The 20,206-nt window shown below is 68.6% G+C and carries 13 protein-coding genes; 7 read left to right on the forward strand and 6 right to left on the reverse strand.

The features are described from left to right. The first annotated feature begins 33 nt into the window (after positions 1-33). The 3 genes from tssF (at position 34) to tssH (ending at position 5,881) form a co-directional block, all read left to right on the forward strand. Entirely contained in the window at positions 34-1,908 is a 1,875-nt protein-coding gene (gene tssF, locus BLR05_RS21145; protein WP_092838504.1) for a type VI secretion system baseplate subunit TssF, read from the forward strand. Further along, positions 1,905-3,053 (forward strand): type VI secretion system baseplate subunit TssG, encoded by a 1,149-nt coding sequence (tssG, locus tag BLR05_RS21150; protein WP_092838507.1) that lies wholly within the window; start codon positions 1,905-1,907, stop codon positions 3,051-3,053. The genes tssF and tssG overlap by 4 nt, the downstream gene beginning before the upstream one ends. A 71-nt stretch (positions 3,054-3,124) precedes the next feature. After that, positions 3,125-5,881: a type VI secretion system ATPase TssH gene (tssH, locus tag BLR05_RS21155; RefSeq protein WP_092838510.1), complete on the forward strand. Its 2,757-nt coding sequence runs from the start codon at positions 3,125-3,127 to the stop codon at positions 5,879-5,881. An 841-nt stretch (positions 5,882-6,722) separates the two neighbouring features. On the opposite strand, the gene BLR05_RS21160 is transcribed toward tssH, so the two are convergent. Both BLR05_RS21160 and BLR05_RS21165 read right to left on the reverse strand, forming a co-directional pair. Further along, complete coding sequence (locus BLR05_RS21160) at positions 6,723-8,063, reverse strand: hypothetical protein (protein WP_143015970.1); 1,341 nt, start codon at positions 8,061-8,063, stop codon at positions 6,723-6,725. A gap of 598 nt (positions 8,064-8,661) precedes the next feature. Next, positions 8,662-10,827: a TonB-dependent siderophore receptor gene (locus tag BLR05_RS21165; RefSeq protein ID WP_092838516.1), complete on the reverse strand. Its 2,166-nt coding sequence runs from the start codon at positions 10,825-10,827 to the stop codon at positions 8,662-8,664. A 344-nt stretch (positions 10,828-11,171) separates the two neighbouring features. Between BLR05_RS21165 and BLR05_RS26815 the strand changes: the two genes are divergently transcribed. Further along, positions 11,172-11,351: a hypothetical protein gene (locus tag BLR05_RS26815; RefSeq protein ID WP_208606037.1), complete on the forward strand. Its 180-nt coding sequence runs from the start codon at positions 11,172-11,174 to the stop codon at positions 11,349-11,351. 9 nt (positions 11,352-11,360) lie between these two features. Next, on the forward strand, positions 11,361-11,867 hold the full coding sequence (locus BLR05_RS26820) for a hypothetical protein (RefSeq protein ID WP_208606038.1): 507 nt from the start codon (positions 11,361-11,363) through the stop codon (positions 11,865-11,867). Here BLR05_RS26820 and BLR05_RS21180 read toward each other — a convergent pair. From BLR05_RS21180 to BLR05_RS21195, 4 genes are all read right to left on the reverse strand, one after another. Next, positions 11,801-13,474 carry a hypothetical protein gene (locus tag BLR05_RS21180; RefSeq protein ID WP_092838520.1) on the reverse strand — a complete coding sequence of 558 codons (1,674 nt, stop codon included), beginning with the start codon at positions 13,472-13,474 and terminating at the stop codon, positions 11,801-11,803. The genes BLR05_RS26820 and BLR05_RS21180 overlap by 67 nt on opposite strands. Positions 13,475-13,660: 186 nt before the next feature. Next, on the reverse strand, positions 13,661-16,654 hold the full coding sequence (locus BLR05_RS21185; RefSeq protein ID WP_208606039.1) for a TonB-dependent receptor: 2,994 nt from the start codon (positions 16,652-16,654) through the stop codon (positions 13,661-13,663). Positions 16,655-16,762: 108 nt separating this feature from the next. Further along, a complete protein-coding gene (locus BLR05_RS21190) occupies positions 16,763-17,824 on the reverse strand; it encodes a FecR family protein (protein ID WP_092838526.1) in 1,062 nt (353 codons plus the stop codon). Further along, positions 17,805-18,377, reverse strand: coding sequence for an RNA polymerase sigma factor (locus BLR05_RS21195; protein ID WP_092838529.1), 573 nt, complete (start codon positions 18,375-18,377; stop codon positions 17,805-17,807). Before BLR05_RS21195 ends, BLR05_RS21190 begins: the two co-directional genes overlap by 20 nt. Positions 18,378-18,629: 252 nt before the next feature. On the opposite strand from BLR05_RS21195, the gene BLR05_RS21200 reads away from it, so the two are divergent. After that, entirely contained in the window at positions 18,630-19,088 is a 459-nt protein-coding gene (locus tag BLR05_RS21200) for a hypothetical protein (RefSeq protein WP_208606040.1), read from the forward strand. Between the two features lie 250 nt (positions 19,089-19,338). Further along, on the forward strand, positions 19,339-19,734 hold the full coding sequence (locus tag BLR05_RS21205; protein WP_092838532.1) for an ATPase: 396 nt from the start codon (positions 19,339-19,341) through the stop codon (positions 19,732-19,734). Positions 19,735-20,206 lie beyond the last annotated feature (472 nt).

Raw genomic sequence — 20,206 nt, forward strand, 5'->3', positions numbered from 1 at the left:
GGCCGCGGCGGCGCGGCCTGGAGCTTTTCTGACATGAATCCGCGGCTGGTCGAGTACTACAACCGGGAGCTGAGCTACCTGCGCGAACTGGGCGCGGAGTTCGCTGCCGCCTTCCCGAAGGTCGCCGGACGGCTGTCGCTGCGCGAGCTGGAGGTGGCCGATCCGTACGTGGAGCGCCTGCTCGAGGGGTTCAGCTTCCTCACGGCACGCATCCAGATGAAGATGGACGCGGAGTTTCCGCGCCTGTCGCAACGCATCCTGGAGATGGTGTGCCCCCATTACCTGGCCCCGACGCCGTCGATGGTGGTGGTCCAGATGGAGCCCAGCGGCACGGAGGGCAGCCTGGTCGAGGGCTACACCCTGGAGGCCGGCAGCGTGATCCGCGGGCGCAAGACCGCGGAAGACCAGACGCCGTGCGATTTCCGCACCGGACACGCGGTCACGCTCCGGCCCATCGATCTGCTGCAGGCTCGCCTGGGAGGGCCGCCGCTCGATCTGCCGCTGTCGCGCTTCGGCCTGGCGGAGGAGGCCGCGGGTCACCTGCGTTTCACCCTGTCGGTGCGCGGCGCCGCGCAGTGGCGCAACCTGCGCATGGACCGACTCGACCTGCACATTTCCGCGGGGGATGCCGTGGCGTCGCACCTGCAGGAACTGATCCACGAGTCCGTCATGGGCGTGATCGTGCACGACCCGCAGGACGCCTCCAAGGTCTGGGCACAGCTGCCGGCGGAGTCCGTGCAGCCGGAGGGGTACGAGCAATCCCAGGCCCTGCTGCCCTACACCCACCGCGCGTTCCAGGGGCACCGGCTGCTGCACGAGTATTTCGCGTTCCCTGCGCGGTTCCGCTTTTTCTCGATCCGCGGGCTGCGGGAAGCGCTCGACCGCGTGCCGGGCGCGCAGGTCGGGATCACGCTGCTGCTGCGGCGCGCGCAGCCCACGCTGGAGGCGCAGGTGGACCGCAACAAGTTCCTCCTGCACTGCGTGCCGGCGATCAACCTGTTCGAGCGCCCGGCCGACCGCATCCACGTGTCCCCGGGCGTCAGCGAATACCACGTGGTGCCGGACCGCACGCGGCCGCGCGACTTCGAGGTCTATTCCGTTCTCGGGGTGACGGGCCACCGCGAGGGCCAGCTCAAGGACCAGGATTTCGTGCCGTTCTTCGCTTCGGTGCACGGCCTGCGCGCGAGCGAGCAGGCCTATTTCGCCGTGCGCAGGGAGCCGCGCCTGTTCTCGGAGCATGCGACGCGTTTCGGGCCGCGCACCCAGTACCTGGGCAGCGAGGTCTTCATCTCGCTGGTGGACCAGCGCGCCGCACCGTTCGCGGACGACCTCAAGCAGCTCAGCGTGCGGGCGTTGTGCACCAACCGCGACCTGCCGCTGCTGATGGGCGGCAAGGGCGAGCAGAGCGACTTCACCCTGGTGGAGTCCGCGCCCGTGGCCTCCGTGCGCACGGTGGCCGGCCCGACGCGGCCCACGGCCAGCATTGCCGAAAACGAGATGACCTGGCGGTTGATTTCGCACCTGTCCCTCAACTACCTGGCGATGAGCGATCTGTCGGAGGAGGAGGGCGCGGCGACGCTGCGCGACCTGCTGCGGCTCTATATCGACCACGGGGACCGCGATCTCTCGGGGCAGATCGCGGCGATCCGCTCGCTGGCGATCGCGCCGGTCACGCGCCGCCTGCCCCAGCACGGCCAACTGGTCTATGGCCGTGGCGTGGGCATCACCCTGGGGGTGGACGAAGGGCCGCTGGCGGGCGTGAGCCCCTGGCCCCTCGCGTCGATCCTGGAGCGCTTCTTCGCCCGCCACGTGGGCGTCAACAGCTATACCGAGCTGTCGCTGCGGTCGCGGCAGCGGGGAGCGATCGCGCGCTGGAAGGTGCGTCCCGGCCAGAGGCCCGCGGCATGAGCGACCGCGTGACCGCGCCGGAAGCTTCCGCAACGCCGGAGCCGGGACCGCGGCAGGGGCCGGCCCCCGGCCTGGATGCCTCGGAGTTCTGGCAGCGGTTGCGGCGCGACCCGCATCCGTTCGACCTGTTCTTCGCGCTGCGCGTACTGCAGGCGCGCAGCCGCGGCCATCCGCGCTTTGGCAAGGCCCTGCGACCGCGGGACGAGCCGCTGCGCCTGGGGCAGGATCCGTCGCTGGCTTTCGCGCCCGCGACCCTCGCGGAAGTGCTGCCGGCCACGGCCGGCCAGCCCGAACGCCTCACGGTCTGGAACTTCGGCCTCTACGGCCCCAACGGGCCGCTGCCCACGCACCTGACCGAATACGTGCGCGAGCGCCTGCGGCAGCACGACGACCCGACGATCGCGCGCTTCTCGGACATCTTCCACCACCGGCTGCTGCTGCTGTTCTTCCGGGCGTGGTCCGACACGCAGCCGGTGACCTCGCTCGACCGCCCGGACAGCGACCTGTTCGGGCGCCACCTGCGCAGCCTGATCGGCTATGGCGAGGCGTCCCAGCGCGATCGCGACACCGTGCCGGACCATGCCAAGCAATACCTGGCGGGCCACTGGACGCGCTGGACGCGCAATCCCGAAGGCCTGGTGTCGGCCCTGCGGATCTTCTTCGAAGTGCCGGTGGAGCTGGTCGAGTTCACGCTCCATTACCTGGAGCTGGACCCGGAGCAGCAGACCACGCTGTCGCGCGTGCCGCGCAATGCGCGCCTGGGCGTGGACACGGTGGTGGGCAGCCGCGTGCCCGACGCGCAGGGCAAGTTCCGGCTGCGCATCGGTCCGCTGCCGCTCGCGCAGTACGAGCGCTTCCTGCCGGGCGGCGAGGATTTTCGCGCGCTGGTGGACTGGGTGCGCAACTACGTCGGCATCGAGTTCGCCTGGGATTACGAACTGATCCTGCGCCGCGAGGATGTCCCGCCCTGCCAGCTCGGCGGCAGCGTCCGGCTGGGATGGACGACGTGGTCCTTCTCCGGCCCCGCGCAGCGCGATCCGGACGACTTCCGGCTCGACCCCGAGCTGTGGCTGGCATCGCGCAGGCGGCCCGGCCCGGGCGCGCCGGCCGGACCGGACCCTGTTGCCGAGGCCGAGGCGTCCTAGCGTGGTGCACCGTTGCCTGTTCCGTTCCTTTTCATCCTTTCACCGATTTTCATTTCCATCCGCGAGGTCCCATGTCTGAAATCAGCCGGCAAGCCCTTTTCGGCAAGCTCAATCCCCTGCTCTTCAAGTCGCTGGAAAGCGCGACCGTGTTCTGCAAGCTGCGCGGCAACCCGTACGTGGAGCTGGTGCACTGGCTGCACCAGTTGCTGCAGGAGACGGACTCCGACCTGATCCGGCTGCTGCGCCATTTCGCCGTGGATTCCGACCGGCTCGCCGCCGACGTGCTGCAGAGCCTGGACCGGCTGCCGCGCGGAGCGACGTCGATCAGCGATTTCTCGGCGCAGATCGAGTCCTCGATCGAGCGCGGCTGGGTGTATGCCACGCTGATGTACGGCGAATCGCAGATCCGCAGCGCCTACTGGCTCTCGGGCATGCTGCGAACGCGCGTGCTGGCCAACGAGCTGCGCGCGGTCTCGGCGGAATTCAACAAGCTGGGCGAGCCCGCATTGAGCGAGGTGTTCGGCCGGCTGTTGCCGGACTCGCCGGAGTCGCGCCTCAAGGCCGCGGACGGCAGCGGCCTGGGCGGCGTGCCCGGCGAGGCCAGCGGCGCCACGGGTGCCGCGGCGGGCCCGGGCGAGGCGCTCAAGCGCTACACGGTGGACCTGACCGAGCGCGCGCGCCTGCAGGAACTCGACCCGGTCACGGGCCGCGACGAGGAAGTGCGCCAGATGGTGGACATCCTGATGCGCCGGCGCCAGAACAACCCCATCCTGGTCGGCGAGGCCGGCGTGGGCAAGACGGCCGTGGTGGAGGGCCTCGCGCTGCGCATCGCGGCAGGCGACGTGCCGCCCCCGCTGAAGGACGTGCAATTGCGCGTGGTGGACATCGGCCTGCTGCAGGCCGGCGCGAGCATGAAGGGCGAGTTCGAGAACCGGCTGCGCTCGCTGCTCGACGAGGTGCAGGCCAGCACGGTGCCGATCGTGCTGTTCATCGACGAGGTCCACACGCTGGTCGGCGCGGGCGGGCAGGCGGGCACGGGCGATGCCGCCAACCTGCTCAAGCCGGCGCTGGCGCGCGGTGTGCTGCGCACCATCGGCGCGACCACCTGGGCCGAATACAAGAAATACATCGAGAAGGACCCGGCGCTCACCCGGCGCTTCCAGCTCGTGCAGATCCACGAGCCGGACGAGGCCAAGGCGGTGCACATGCTGCGCGGCGTGGCGGCGAAGCTGGAAGGCCACCACAAGGTGCGCATCGGCGAGGACGCCGTGGCCGCAGCGGTCACGCTGTCGCACCGCTACATCCCCTCGCGCCAGTTGCCCGACAAGGCCGTGAGCCTGCTGGACACCGCCTGCTCGCGCGTGGCGCTGGGCCTGCACGCCACGCCGGCGCGGCTGGAATCGGTGGTGCGGCAGCTGGAGGCGCTGGAGGTCGAGAAGGGCATCGTGCAGCGCGAACTGGGCCTGGGCGTGGGCGATGCCGGCCGTTTTGCCGACATCGGCGCTTCGATCGAGTGCCTGCTGGCCGAGAAGGCCGCGCTGCAGGAGCGGTTCGAGCGCGAGAAGGTGCTGGTGCAGCAGATCGTGGACGCGGAGGCGGCGCTGCTGAAGCCGGCCGGCAAGCCCGCGGAAACCGGCACACCACCGGCCGACGCGTCGATAGTGTCCGCAGCCACCGGCACAGGGGAGGCTGCAACGGCGGCCGGTGCGGCGCAGGGCTCGGCCGTGCTCCCGGCGGGCGCCACCCCCGAGGCACTGGGCGCGCTGCGCCAGGACCTGGCGCGCCTGCAGGGCGAGGACCCGCTGCTGCAGCCTGTCGTGGACGCGGGCGTGGTGGCCGCCGTGGTCGCAGAGTGGACGGGCATCCCCGTGGGCCGCATGGTGCGCGACGAGGTGCAGTCCGTACTGACGCTTGCCGACACGCTGGAGAAGCGGGTGATCGGCCAGCGCCACGGCCTGGAGGCGATCACGCGCCGCATCCAGACCGCGCGCGCCCAACTCGACAACCCGGGCAAGCCCATCGGCGTGTTCCTGCTGGCGGGCCCTTCGGGCGTCGGCAAGACGGAGACCGCGCTGTCGCTGGCCGAGGCGTTGTACGGCGGCGAGCAGAACCTCATCACCATCAACATGAGCGAATACCAGGAGGCCCACACGGTCTCCACGCTCAAGGGCGCGCCGCCCGGCTATGTGGGCTACGGCGAGGGCGGCGTGCTGACCGAGGCTGTGCGCCGCCGCCCCTACAGCGTGGTGCTGCTCGACGAGATCGAAAAAGCCCATCCGGACGTGCACGAGCTGTTCTTCCAGGTGTTCGACAAGGGCTGGATGGAAGACGGCGAGGGGCGCTACATCGACTTCAAGAACACGGTCATCATTCTGACCTCCAACGTGGGCTCGGAACTGATCGCCGGCATGTGCCGGGACCCGGAGCTGGCCCCCCAGCCCGAGGCGCTGGCCCAGGCGGTGCGCAAGCCGCTGCTGGAGAAATTTCCGGCCGCGCTGCTGGGCCGTCTGGTAGTGGTGCCCTACTACCCGATCTCGGACGCGATGCTCGAGCAGATCATCCGCCTGCAGCTCAAGCGCATCCAGACGCGCATCGCCGAGCGCCATGGCGCCGTGCTGGACATCGACGACGCCGCCGTGCAACTCATCCGCCAGCGCTGCACCGAGGTGGAATCCGGGGCCCGGATGGTGGACGGGATCATCACCCAGAACCTGCTGCCGCGGCTGGCGATGCGTTTCCTGCAGAGTTCGGTCGAGTCGAAGTCGATCCGCCGCATCCGGCTGGGCGTGGCGGACAGCGATTTCGCCATCGAGTACGAGGAGGCCTGAGGCGCCTGCGGGCTGCGGGGGGAAGGGCACCCCCGGAAGGGCTTTGCCCGACTTGGTACATAATGGACGGTTTCCACGGCCGGGGGAGGTGCCCTGCGGCCGTGGCGCAACTGCCGTAACGCACGGAACCCATTTCGGTCGATACAAGGGAAGCTGCGGCTTCCCTTTTTCACTTTGCATGCACCCCGCTCCGGGATTACGCTCAGGTTCGGAGCCCGGGCGGCGCAGCCGGCGCCCCGATGGTGAAATTGGTAGACACTGCGGACTTAAAATCTGTTTTGTCAAGTGTTGTCTGCCTGTGCTGGCGGGGCAAAAGAGTAATAGTGACAACGGTTTGCGATCACCCAGGACGAGGAATTTCGGCTCGGAATGGTGGTCAGGAGCCAAGCAGGAGCCAGCAGAAGGAACTGTGGTTCCAGCGCACCATGTACTGCCCGAGTGGTGAAATCGGTAGACACAAGGGACTTAAACAATTTGAGCCTTCGGGGGGAAACGCCCGAAGTGAAGCCCGTCAAAGTCGGCGAAAGCCCTGGATACCTCGGTGTCCGCGCCAACGCCGAGCCAAGCCCGGATCCTCGTCCGGGAAGGTGTAGAGAGCAGACGGCGGGCACCTAATGCCGCAAGGCGATGGTGAAGGCGTGCTCCAGACCACGAACAGCCCTGGCGCTGGCGGCGAAAGTCGAAGTGGTACGAAAATCCCTCGCTGAAAGGCGTGCCGGTTCGATTCCGGCCTCGGGCACCAACCTGGAAGCCGCTCCTGTTTCTTCAGGGGCGGCTTCTGTCTATCTGCAGAGACTGTGTGCGCCAAGCTGATTGAAGGCCGCGCCGATGCACGAATCCACTATCGGCGTCTGCCGGCTGCAGACTTCTCCTGTGGTGGATCGATGATGGCGAGCATGGCCTGCCGGCCACCTTCTCGGTTGGCGCTCAGGACGTCTTTCAAGAACTCGGATGATTGGGCACTGGTGCCGATCCAGCCGGACTTTGCCAGTTGGATGAACTCCGAATTGTTCAAGTAGCGCGGGCAGTTGTGATAGCCAACGGATGTGCTCCCCCTCTTGTTCCTGGCTTCAGGCAGTTGAAGAAACTCGTCCAGATGATCGGCTGACATCGTGATGCCAGGGATCAGGCTTTCGTCGCGTGCATTGGGGCGGAATTGCTCACAGAATTTGAAGAAGAAGGGCTCGTGGCTCAGCCTGTAGCTCCATAGCGATGGCGATGGCGCGAGGTTGAGGCGCGCGGCGGCGGTCTTAAAGTCCTTGGTCTTCTGCAACTGAGCAAGGAGGTCTGACGATGGAGGAATGGGATAGCTCCAGCTCTCAGGTTCCTTGCGCATGCGCTTGTACTGCAGGAGGACGTAGTTGTCGTAGCAGCTGTTGTAGATCAGGAGGTCGATGCCCAGTACGGTCTCCAGATCGGTCTGGTCGGTGACGATTACTCGAACCGAGCGGTCGTCGCCGTTGTCAAAAGTGGCGACCCTGACTGGTCGTTCTCCCAGGAGCCTATTGAAGATCCTGCTGTCGTGCTCCAGCAGTGTGCGCTCATGAACAGGGAGGGCGTCCAACAGATCCAGCACCGACGTGGCGTCCGGGGCGCGCTCGGTGTTCATTGATTTGAGGACTTCCGCTCGGTCCAGCCCGCCTATGTCCAAGGCCAGGCCCAGGCCGTCTCGCTGCTCATTCAAACGGAGTTCGCGCTGGCTGTTCTCGGGCAATCGATGCTGCTGAGTGCGCAGGGCAATGATGTCGTTGATGCGATCTGCGTCGGCCGGGCGCAGTTGTTGCAATCGCTCTATGAACTGGTTCCAGGACTGGCCGTCCAATCGCTTCAATCGCTCTGGAGTGCTGACGAGCGAGTCCAATTCCAGCGGTGCCAGCATTCTTGAGGTGACGGGCTGGTCGAAGACAAGCAACGGCTTGGTCATACGCATCTTGCCCTTGCCAGAACCGCCGCTGCCATGCATGCGTTCCATCATGGCGAATGCATGGATTTGGAGAGGGTCCTGCTGAAGTGCCAGGGCAACCAGTTCTCGCGGCTCGATGTCCCAGTCGAAAGCGGAGAACGAATCTGAAAAGTTCACCCCTGGATGCAGACGTTCCTGCAGCCACTGGGTGCGCCCAGGTTCGAATGTCAGGATGAAGCCGCCGTATTCGGCTGGTGCATTCCTTTTCCTTCTTGGCATCGTGCGATTCCCTTGCCCTTTTGCCAGATGGTATCTCCCCGCCGTGGATGGTCATAGATCGGCAGTGGGCGTCTCCCGGCAACGCCGGGCCGCGCTGTCGTGCTGCGCATCGAGCCCCGCTGCGCGGGTCTCGCCCCTGGCGGGCTTCCATCGTTCCCTCGCTGCGCTCGGCTGACGCCTCCGGCCCGGAGGGCCGTGCCTGCGCGCTTCGCTTGCCGGTCCTGGCTTCGTTTGGGGTCGGGGTGGCGGAGTTGCCGTTCCCTTGAACGTACCACGACGTGCTCGCCGTCAAGGGCTGCGCGTGCCTGGAGGCACGCTGGCAGCCTGTGGCCGTCTACGCCCCCTGATGGCTTGCGCTGCGCCGTGATATCGGCGCCGCCATGCAGTCTCACCCCGGAGCAACCGGAGATGCTATGAACAAGAGATCGCACGTCAGGGGCGCGGTTGTCTTGCAGCGCCCCGTCATCGGTGCGTGCGGCGCGCATGGAACGTGCCTCGCCGAAACGAGAGAACGCCCCGACATCACACCAAGGCGCGGGGAACGACCTGCGCGAAGCGCGTGCGCGACGACGCATCTCGCCATCGCGCATGCGCGCCGTCACCACCGATACGTCGCCGTGGCCGTCACGCGGCGCTGCTCGCCGTAGTAGCAGTTGTCGTAGGCGTCGCAGTTGCTGAGGTAGGTCTTGTCGGCGAGATTGCGCACGTTCAAGGCGAAGTTCCAGCGGTCGCGGTCGTAGCCCAGCAGCGCGTCGAACAGGGTGAACGCCGGCACTTCGGCGCGCGCGGCGTCCAGGTCGCCGCGGTTGGCGCCGGTATAGCGCGCGCCCAGGCCGAGCCGGATGCCGCTGTCGAAACGGTAGTCGGCCCATAGCGCGGCGGCGTGGCGTGAGACCGCCGACAGCGGTTTGCCCAGTTCGCGCGGGTTGCTGCTGGCGGTGACTTCCACCGTCGGCGTATAGCTGTAGGAGCCGACGACCTGCAGGCGCGGCAGCGGCTGCAGCGCCGCCTCCAGTTCCAGGCCGCGCACCAGCGTCTCGCCGGTCTGGCGGGGAAGGAAGTCCGGATCGTAGGTCAGGTAGTTGCGCCGGCGCAGGTCGAACACGGCGGCGCTGTACGTCTGGGTGCCGCCTTCGGGCTGGAAGCGCAGCCCGGCTTCGTACTGGCGCCCGCTTTCGGGGCGGAACGCGCGGCCGCTCAGCGGGTCGCGCGTGGCGGTCGGCACGAAGGATTCGCTGTAGCTCAGGTACGGCGCCCAGCCGCTCGCGGCTACGTAGGTCAGGCCGGCGCGCTTGCTCGCCTTGCGTTCGACGATGTCGCTGCGGCTGCCGTCCAGGCGGCTGTCCAGCTGGCTTTCCGCCCGGTCGTAGCGAGCGCCCACCGTGAGCAGCCAGCGCTCGCGCCAGCGCACCTGGTCCTGCACGTACAGGCCGGTCTGGCTTACCGTGGCGATGCCGTCGTACCAGGGCGCGGGCATCCGCACCGGATCGCCGTAGACCGGGTGGCGGATGTCCAGCGGTGTGATAGTGCCGCCGCTGTGACTGACTTGGTCGATGCGCGTGCGTTGGTAGTCCAGGCCGAACAGCAGCGTGTGCTGCACGGCGCCGGCATGCAGGCGCAGTTCGAGCTGGTTGTCCAGGTTCAGCGCGTGCACCGTTTCCTGGCTGTCCGAGGCGGTGCGGCGCAGCCGGGCAAAGTTCGCCGGATCCAGCGGATCGGTGGGGTCGTCGATGACGAAGCCGCGTCCCTGCACGCTGCGGTAGTCCACCTTCAGGCGCCCGTAGCGCGCGTTCTGGCGCAGGCTGAGCACGTCGTTGACGCGGTGTTCGAACAGCGCGGCGAGCATCGCCGTGTCCAGGTCGAAGCGGTTGTAGGTCGGATCGCTCTCGAACAGGTGGCTGGGGAGGTAGGTGCCGATGGCGGTCGGCACCAGCGATCCCACCGCCGGCCGCATGCGCAGGTACACGCCGGCGCGGGTACGGCCGAGTTGCGAGAGCAGGGTGAGGCGGGTGGCCTCGCTTGGGGCCCAGGTCAGCGCCGGGGCCAGGAAGCGGCGGTCGTCGCGCATGCCGCCGGCCGGCAGTTCGGCCTCGCGCGCCAGGGCGGTGAGGCGATACAGGACGGTGCCGTCCTCGCTCAGTGGTCCGGACAGGTCCCCAGCGAGTTGCTGCCGCTGGTGATCGCCCAGCTGTACCTGTAGCTCGTGCAGCGGCTCGGCGGTGGGGCGCTTGCTGACCGCGTTGACCAACCCCCCCGGGCCGCTCTGCCCGTACAGTACCGAAGCCGGGCCGCGCAGTACCTCGATGTGCTCGGCACCGTAGCGCTCGATCGGCCAGATGCCCCAGTTGCCGTTGTTGCGCAGCGCCATGCCGTCCAGGTAGAAGCCGGGCGCATAGGCGTCGAAACCGCGCAGCGAGATCCAGTCGTAGCGCGAGTCGGTGCCGTAGCGCGTGGGGATCACCCCGGGCGTGTAGCTCAGCGCATCCTTGAGCGTCTGCGCGCCCTGGGCCTGCATGCGCGCGTCGTCGATCACCGAGAGCGATTGCGGAGTTTCCAGCAGGTTGGTGTCGGTCTTGGTGGCGGTGCTGCTGCGCTTGCTCGGATCGATGCGTTCGCTGACGCGCACCGTGGGCAAGGTGGTGGGGTCCGTTTGCGCGTGGACGGTGTATGGGCCAGCCGCGGCGAGGACGGCAATGGCGGCGGCCAGCGGCGCGACGCGGCGGGTGCGGCGTGCGAACGCCGGGCGGTAGAGCGTGGGATGCATCAGGCGACTCCTTCGGTGAAGTGCCTGTGCACGACGAACGACGCGCACAGGCGGAGGGAGGGCTGCCTGGGCGCGGGCCTGGGTGGCGAGGGAATGGGATGGATCCGCCGCCACTGCGGCGACGGACCGATGCGCATGCAAGGTGTTGCAGTCGACAAGGAGCACGCGATGGGTTCGAAAGGAATGTCCGCCACGGCGCGCCGCGCGCTGCCCCTGCTCATCGCCGCCCTGTTCGCGGCGCCCGCCGCGGCCAGGGAGGCGCTGCGTTGCCCCGAGCGCCTGCACGTCGCCGAGGCACCGCTGCAGAGCCCCGACGTGCCCACCGGCGTCCCGGCGATGCGGACGTGTCGATCTGGCGCTTCGATGCGCCTGACCCGCACGGCATCTATGTGGTGTGCGGATACGGGCCGGACGGCCGGGTGCAGGTGTCCATGCGCGTTGGCGACGTCGCACGTTGCGAGGCGAAGCCGCTGCGTCCAAGCGGCGCCGATCCGACCGCCGGCACGCTGTTCGTGTGCGAGTGAGGCCGCGCGATGGCACAGGCGCGCAAGGCGGTGGCGATCGCCGCGCAGGTGCTGGCCTGGAGCGGCTACGTGCTGGGCACGCTGCTGTATGCCCTGTCCGGCAACCCATCCGCATGGGTAGATGGCAGCGACCCGCAGATTTCCTCGGCCGGTCTCCAGAACAGCGGCAACGCGCGCCTCGTAGGCCTGTGCGTGCTGGCCGCGTTGGTGCTGCTGCAGGGCATGCATGCGCTGCTCAGCACCCGCGGCGGCCTGCGCCTGTGCTGCCTTTGCTGCGCAGGCGCCGAGCAGCAGACTCAATCCGAGCAGCGCGCGGTGCATCGACACGGCGGCCGTGTCAGGACACACGAGGTCGCACGCGGAGGCGACGTGGGAACGGCGCCGCGGCAGCACGCGGCACCGCGCCGGCAATGTGCGCAACGCGATTCATCTCCTGACGGTCCTGGCAGTCACGAGAACAACCGCCCAAGCAGGCTCTTCTTCGACTTGGCGGCCAGTTGCCGGGCCAGGTCGTAGCTCTCGCGCACGTCCGCACGCTCGTGCAGCGCCAGCGAGCGCTCGAAGGCGGCGACCGACGCGGAATAGGCGCCCAGGTTCATGTGGCAATTGGCCTCCATCATGTACAGCTGCGCGACCGAGCCGGGGTCCGCCTGCAACACGGCATCGTCGAGCAGGCCGCGTGCCGCGTCGCAGGCCGGCAGTGCGCTGCGGTAGTCCTTGAGCACGTAATGGCAGTTGGCCTGGTAGTAGTGCGTGTAGAAATCGTCCGTGCCGTCGCGCTGCACGGCGAGGAAATCCTGCAGTGCCGCCCTGGCGTCGGGCAGGTAGTACAGCAGCAGATAGCCGCGCCCGTGTCGCGCGCGCTTGAGCGCCTGCAGATCCTGCTGCTGTGCGGCCTGGGCGATCAGCGTTGCGTAGGCGGCGACTGCGGCGGGGTAGTCGCGCGCTTCGCCGAGCGCGCTGGCGTGCACGAACAGCGTGTCCAGATCGTGCGGATTCGCCTCCGCTGCCGCCTGCGACAGGGCGGTATCGACCTGCTCCGGCTGCAGCCGGCCCAGCGCCCGCGCCGCGGTGAGCCGGTGGTGCGCCTGCACCAGCGCATACATGCGCAGCAGTTCCGGATCGGCCTGGGCGTCGTCGGGCAGCGCGTCGAACTCTTCCTGCGCCGCATCGGCGATGTCCAGCACTTCGGCGTAGCGGCCAGTGCGGTTGAGATGGCTGCATGCCCCCTGCGCGCAATCCAGGAACAGCGGCGTATCCAGCTCGTAATCCATCATCAGGGTAAGTGCCAGGTCCGCCGCTTCGGCGCTCATGCCCCGGTGGCGGTAGGCCTCGCGCAGGTTCTGGTACAGGAACTGGAACTGGCTGTGGCGCGCTCCTTCTTCCAGGATGGCCTGCGCCTGCGCGTACAGGCCCCGGTCCATGTACAGGATGCCGAGGTTGTTGCAGCACATCGCGAAGGTGTGGGTGTCGATGTTGAGGGTGGCGCCGTCGCCCGGCTCCAGGGCCTGCCGGAACAGCGTGGTGCAGTGTTCGTAGAGCGCGAACTGCACGGCGTCGATGTAGCCGGCGTCGGCCGGATCCATCCCGGCATGCTTCCATTTGCCGATGGACACGCCGGCGTTGTAGTAGCGATACGCGTTGCCGTCGCGGAAATCCAGTTGCAGCAGCTGCGGCGACTGCCCGGCGTGCAGCGATTCCATCTGGAACAGGCGGATCTGCAGGTCCACCTGCGGCTGCAGGGCGTGTGCGTTGCGGTAGGCGCTGATCGCAGCGGCAGGTTCGTCCAGCCAGTAGTGCGCGCTGCCGAGCAGGCGGTGCGCCTCGGCGTTGTCCGGGGCCAGGCCGATCGCGCGCCCGGCCCAGTCGGCGGCGGTGCGCAGCGCCTGCCGGCGGTTGCCGGTGAAGTGCTCGCTGCGGTCCAGGTAGATCAGACACTTCACCATCCATGGCCCGGCATCGCCCGGCGTCGTTTGGATCCTGGCGTCGCAGCGCTGCATCAGCACGTCGAGGTCGGCCGCCTGCAGATGATTGGGCACGGTCGTGCCGGACCACAGCTGGTACAGGCCTGCGAAGTCGTCCACGTGAAGGGCGGCCATGCCGCGCTGGATCAGGGTCTGCATGCAACGGATGCTCCGGGAAGGGCGATGCGGGAACCGGCAGCAGTACGCGGCAGCGTCTCCCGCAGGGGGCGTTGCGTTAGATAGACGAGCCAGACGGGACTTTCCCTACCGCGGCGAACGGCGTGCGCACGCGGGAAAGGCCGCCTCGTTCCTGCGCGCGACACGCGTCCCGCTCACGATGCACACCTAGCGCGACGCTGCCCCGAAGCGCCGGCTGTACTGCACGAAGAGCTGGCGGCCGACGGTGTCGAACCACGACACGTCGTAGTACGGGTATACCGTGGCACTGCGATCGCGAGGCGGCATCGCATCGAGCAGATTGGTGGCCGCCAGCGTCAGCGTGCTGCGCGCGTCGATCCAGTACGCCACCGTGGCGTTGAAGCGGTAGCTGGCACCGATCCAGGGCGACAGGCCGCTGCCGGCGTCGTAGCTCCCGAGGGCCGACGCCCAACTCGGCAGGCGGCCGAGCCGTTGCGCGTGCAGGGTCGCCGACCAGTCCTGGCGCGACCAGGTCAGGCTGGCGCTGGCCTTGCTGCGCGGCATGTCCACCCCGCTGTTCACCGCGAACGCGTCCTGCATCGGCTCGCCGGCGTAGAGCTGGGTGCGGTACTGGCGCACCCAGGTGTAGGCGAGCGACGCGTCGAAGGTGCCGAAGCGGGTGTCGCGCTGCATGTGCAGGAGCGCATCGATGCCGCTGGTGGTGGTGCGGGCCAGATTCATCGGGCCCAGCGCCACGGCGTAGAGCCGTCCGTCTGCAGTGCGGACGACCCGGGCGACGCTCTGCTGGCAGGCGGGCGAGGCGAGCGGGCGGCGGCCGAGGCGGCAGTCGGCTTCCTCGCGCAGCGCGCGGTCGGCGGACAGGTCCTCGACCTGGTCGCGCAGATCGATGGCGAAGTAATCCAGGCCCAGGTCCAGTCCCTGCAGTGGCGACCACACCAGCCCGGCGGTCCAGGAGCGGCTGGTCTCCGGCTTCAGGTCCAGGTTGCCGCGGCGCCGGCGCAGCAGCGGCTCGTTGTCGAAACGGCAATCGGTCGCCGCCGCGGTGTCTTCTTCGCGGGCGCAACGGAGGTAGTCCGTGCCCTGGCTTTCGTCGATGCCCTCGCCGGCGTACAGGTAATGCAGGTCGGGCGCGCGGAACGCCAGGCCCTGCGAGGCGCGCAGCAGCAGGTGCTCGTTCGGCCGCCACTCCAGGCCGGTGCTCCAGGTGAAGCGGCCGATCTGCCGACCGGAATAGGCGTAGCGGTCGTAGCGCGCCGCGCTCTCCAGGGTCAGCGGCTCCAGCAGCGGCAGGCGCAGTTCCCCGGCCAGTGCCCAGCGACTTCGCTGTCCCGCGCCGTCGGCATCGCGCCAGCTGTAGTAGTAGGACTGCGGCGCGAGCGGGTCGGGGTGCAGGGCGTAGGCCTGCTCGCCGACTTCGGCGGTGAGGGCGAGGCCGGCATCGCCGCCGGGCAGCTCGAACAGCGCGGGATGGCGCAGGGTCAGCGCGGCCGTGTCGATCCGCGTGCGCGGGCGGTAGGTGGTGCGCGCGGCGATCGATGCGTACTCGGCCTGGGTCAGCGCGGTGTACAGCCGCGCCGGATCGGCATCGAAGATCGGGTAGCCCGAACCGGGATCGATTCCCTGCGGCGCGCCGAGGAACAGCGCGTTGGCGCGCGCGGCGACGATCTGCGGCCAGGTGGTGCGCAACTGCGCCTGCGCGTGGCTGAGCACGGCTTCGTAGGACCAGCCGTCGCTGCCCAGGTCGCCTTCGACGCCGGTGGCCACGCTGAGGCGCTGCTGCCGGTTGCGCACCATGCGGGTCGCGAGGCCGCCCATTTCCTCCGGCGTGAACCGCCGGCCCCAGTACTCCACCTGCGCGGTGCGGCGGTTGTAGAAATAGCCCTCTTCATTGCCGTCGGGCCGCATGTACGTCCAGCCCTGCACGTCGCGCATCAACGCGACGTCCTGCACGCCCACCTGCACGTCGGCGAACCATTCGCCGCCATTGCCCAGGGGGCGGTGCAGCGTGGAATAGGCATCGAGGCTGCGCCGGCGATGCAGCAGGGTGCTGTAGCCGAGTGCGCGGCGGCTGCCGCAGTAGTAGCCGGGCAGGCCGGCGCCACCTTCGCCCTCGCGCGCGTTGTAGCCGGTATCGTGGTCGTTGAGCGCGGCCAGGCCCGCGCAGGTGGCCGCGCCCGGATCGAGATAGACGTCGGCGCCATCGGTGCGCAGGAACACGGGGCGCGGTGCGGCCGAGCGCGGCGTGGGGGCGTCGCTGCTGGAATCCTGGCGGCCGCGCTGGTAGCCCCACAGCGGCTGTTGCAGATTCACTTCGACGCTGACCACGCCGGAGAGCGCGTCGCCGGAGATGCCATGGGTGAGGCTGGCCTGCAGCGCGCTCGCGTCGCCGCGGCTGCTCTGGCCGACGCGGGCGTCCAGGGCGGTTCCGTCGGCGTCGCGCTTGAGCAGGATGTTGACCACCCCGGCGATCGCGTCGGAGCCGTAGATCGCCGAGGCGCTGCCGCTCAGCACCTCGATGCGCTCGACCATGCCCAGCGGCAGGCTCGCCACGTCCACGAAGTTGCTGCGGCCGTTGAAGGGCAGGGGGAAGTCGGCCACGCGGCGGCCGTTGATCAGCACCAGGGTGTGGTTCGGGCCCAGCCCGCGCAGGCTCACCTGTTCGGCGCCCGGCGCGTAGTCGGCGCCGCTGGCGGACTGCTGGCTCTGGGTCTCACCGCTGTTCTGGGTCAGCGCGCGCAGCACATCCGGCAGACGCGTGAAGCCGTTGGCGCGGATCTGTTGGGCGTCGATCACCGTCACCGGCGACGGTCCTTCCCGTTGCGCTCGCGGGATCCGCGAGCCGGTGACCTGCATCGTGGCGAGCTGCGTGGGGGGCGGCGTATCCGCAGGCGCCACCGGTGCCGGCTGGGCGAGCACCGCGGCCCGCCGCCGCAGCACAATGTCCTGGCCCTCTCGCTGGGCTTCCAGGCCGGTGCCCTGCAACAGCGCGTCCAGCGCCCGCAGCGGATCGGCCATGTCGCGCACGCCTGGGGTGGATAGGTCGCGGACCAGGTCCGGCCGGTACAGCAGTTGCAGGCCTGCCTGCCGCGCCAGGGCGTTCAGCGCCGGCGCCAGCGGCCCGGCCGGGAGGTTGAAGCGGGCCGGCTGCGCGATCACCGAGGCGGCTGCGGTGGCGAGCAAGGCGCACCACGTCAGTCTCCGGTGGATCGACCGCTGCGGCATGGCATCTCCTGGTGGGTGCGACGGGAACGGGGAGGGCGGCAGGCCGCTGCGCGGCGCGGCCGCGCCCTAACGCCGACGCAGGATCACCGCTTCCTCATGCGGCTCTGCGCGCACTGGATACTCGCGTTCCAGCAGCCGCGCGAAGCCGTCCAGATCGTTCCAGCGGATGCTGCCGCTGATCCGCAGCATATCCAGTGCCGGATCGGCCAGCACCAGCGGCCGCCGGTTGAATCGGTTGATCTCGGCCACCGCTTGCGGCAGCGTCACATCGTCGAAGCTGAGGTAGCCCTGGCGCCAGTCCAGTTGCCGCTCCGCCTCGGCGATGCTGGCGCGGTGGACGCGCACGCCCTGCGGGTCAGCGGTCGCGATGCTGCCGGCAGGCATCAGCATGGCCTGCGTGCGATCGGCGGCGCGTGGATCCTCCAGGCGCACCATGCCCTCGGTCACCACCACGCGCAGCGCGTCGCGGTCCTGCCGCACGTCGAAGCGGGTGCCGACCGCGACCACACGGCGCGCGCCGCTCTGCACCGCGAACGGCCGCGCCGCATCCTTGCGGACCGCGAAGAACACCTCGCCCCGCTGCAGTACCACCCGGCGCACCTGCGGCCCGATACGGGCCTCCAGCAGGCTGTCGCTGCTCAGCGTCGCCTGCGAGCCATCGGCGAGCGTGACGGTGCGCAGTTCGCCGATCTCGGTGCGATAGGCCTGAGCCGTCGGTTCCGCCGGCACCAGGCCCCGATACAGTCCGGCGGCGACCGCGACGCTGGCCGCAGCGCCGAGCGCGGCCAGCAGCCAGCCGCGGCGACGGGAGGCTGTGCGCCGCCGCACGTGGGACCGGGCCGCGATGGCCGGTACTTGCAGCGGCGAGGGGATCGACGGACCTGGCGTCACCGTCAGGCCCGTGCTCAAGTCGCGCGGGGCCGGTTGCCCCGCGGGAATGCCGGCCCCCAGCGCACGCAAGCGCGCCGCTTCGTTCCATGCCACGTCCAGGCGCAGGAATGCGACCCGGTGCGCGGTGGACGCCTCCAGCCATGCGTCGAGTTCGGCCTGATCCGACGCGCCCCAGTTGCCGCTCTCGCGCCGCGTCAGCCACTGCGCGGCCAGCGCTTCAATCGCCCAGCTTTCCATCTCGTGGTTCCTGCGCTGCCACGGGCATCGTGGCGGACGTCACCACCGCGCCATGGAAATGATCGGCGAGCAGACGCACGCCCTTGGCCATGTGTTTTTCGACGGTCTTCTCGCTGATCCCCAGGCGCACCGCCACCTCCTTCTGCGAAAGTTCCTCCACCCGGCGCAGCCAGATCACTTCGCGGCAGCGGTCCGGCAGTCGGTCCAGTGCGTGGGCCAGCCGCGCCAGCACCTGGCGGCCGCCGAACCAGCGTTCCGGAGAACGTTCATCTATCAAGACGTTCAAGTCGTCCGGATTCCCCACCGCCTCGATGGAGACGATGCGGCTGCGCCGCACCCGGTCGGCCATCAGGTTGCGCGCGGTGGCGAACAGGAAGGCCTGCGGCGTGTCCGGCAAGGCGCGCCGCGCCGCTTCGTAGACGCGGGTGTAGACCTCCTGGCGCAGATCGTGGATCTCCTGCGGATGCGGCCAGCATCGCATCAGATAGGCGACCAGCGCCGCCTCGTGGACAAGGATCTGCTGGGCGAACCAGCGGTCCAGTTCAGTGGCCATGGTGCGGCTCCACGGGATGACGCCCCGCGTGACGGACGCGACGCTGGCGATAGTCCGGCGCGTTGCCCCACACATGTATCGGCACCGGTGGCTGCAGGGGGCCGTCGCGGCGGCAAAGCAGGGTGCGTCCTCTCACTGGCTTCTCCTTGATCCGCTGCCGTGGGGGAAACGGAGTTCTGCTTCGTCTATATCAACACGGCCCGGCGCGACCAGCCTGGCTATCCCATCTAGTTTCCACCAAGGGCCTCATCAATGCACCTGCTATCTCGTTCGCGTCACCTCACTTTCGCCTTCCTGCTTTGCGCGCTGCCGCTGGCCGGCGCCACTTCCGCCGCGCAGGCCGAGCCGGCGCGGCCGGAGGTGGCCAAGCAGGTCAAGGCCTACGCATCGGCCGATGGCGTCAAGGTATCGACGCTGCGCTACGGGCCGCGCGAGCGACAGCAGGCGCTGATCCAGGTCATCGACGTGGACAACGCCATCGACGGCAAGATCCTGCTTGCCAGCACGCGCACCACCGACAGGGACACCCGCTACACAGTGCAACTCGACGGACGCCCCTACGTGCTGCTGATCGTCGGCGAGGCCGCGGGCGAGCTGTACGTACCCGGTACGCCGAAGCCGACCTGGGTGAGCTACGACGCGGGCCTGTCGGCGCAGAGCAATCCCGAGCACTACCTCACCGACTACCAGGAGCAGGCGCAGGGGCATTGAAACGCCGCGGTGGCATCTGCGGCCCGGGCTCGCCGGGCCTGCGCGCTGTGCTTGCCGTTACTTGGCTTCGTTTGGGGTAGGGGGCAGAGTTGCCGTTCCCTTGACCGTACCACGGCGTTCTCGCCGTCAAGGGCTGCGCGTGCCTCTGGGCACGCTGGCGGCCCGCGGCCGTCTGCGACCCCTGACGGCTTGCGCTGCGCCGTGATGGCGACGGTGCCGGGCAATTCCGCCCGAGCAACCGGAGATCGCCATGAACGAGAAATCGCACGTTTCGCTGGAACAACATGTCTGCCTGGTCTGTGGCAGCGCGTTCGAGACCGGCTCCCTCCTGCTGGACAGGCGCCTGCGCGCCAGCATGGAGCGCCACACGACGACGGGCTGGGGGCTGTGCCCCGAGCACCGGAAGTTTGCCGACGACGGCTTCGTCGCGTTGATCGAGTGTGATCCTGAGCGCAGCGCTGTGGCGGCCCATGCAGACCGTCTGAAGCCGGAGCATGCGTACCGTACGGGCCATGTGGCGCACCTGCGGCGCGAGGTGTTCGCGAAGCTGTTCGATGTGCCTTTGGAGGCCTGCCAGGACTGCGTGTTCGTCGAGGTCGGACTGATCGATCAGTTGGAGTCGCTACTGAAGCGCTCTGAGGCCTGATCGATCAATGGTGCGCCGTCTCGCTGGGAGGTGGAACGGCGCACTTTTCTGAGGTTTGTCCACCGACGCCCGCTACCGCGGTCAGGGCAGTCGCGTGGCCGAAGGCAAGCGCATCTATATCTGTTTTCGAGGGCTTGTCCTTAACGGCGTCACCACTTCGGGATTGACGACCTCTAGGTGGCGCAATCTCAACAGTCGCTCAACCGCTGCGGGCGCGCCTTCTTGACGCCGCCACCGAAGCGGAGGTTCTCAGATGCATCGAATGATGTGAACGCTGTTAGGAGAACTTGGATGGCGCTCTGGTAGCGATTTCAGGACAGCAGAACGCACCAGTTGCACCAGCATCTGATGCTCATTTGGCCTTTAACGCCGGCATGTTGCTGCTATGCGGGGCTTCTAGGAATGACTAGTCATCGACACTGACCTCCAGTTCGGTCTCGGCTTCCACTTCCTCGGTCTGCGCTTGAAGTTC

The organism is Paracidovorax cattleyae, from assembly GCF_900104515.1.
GTDB lineage: Bacteria > Pseudomonadota > Gammaproteobacteria > Burkholderiales > Burkholderiaceae_C > Paracidovorax > Paracidovorax cattleyae.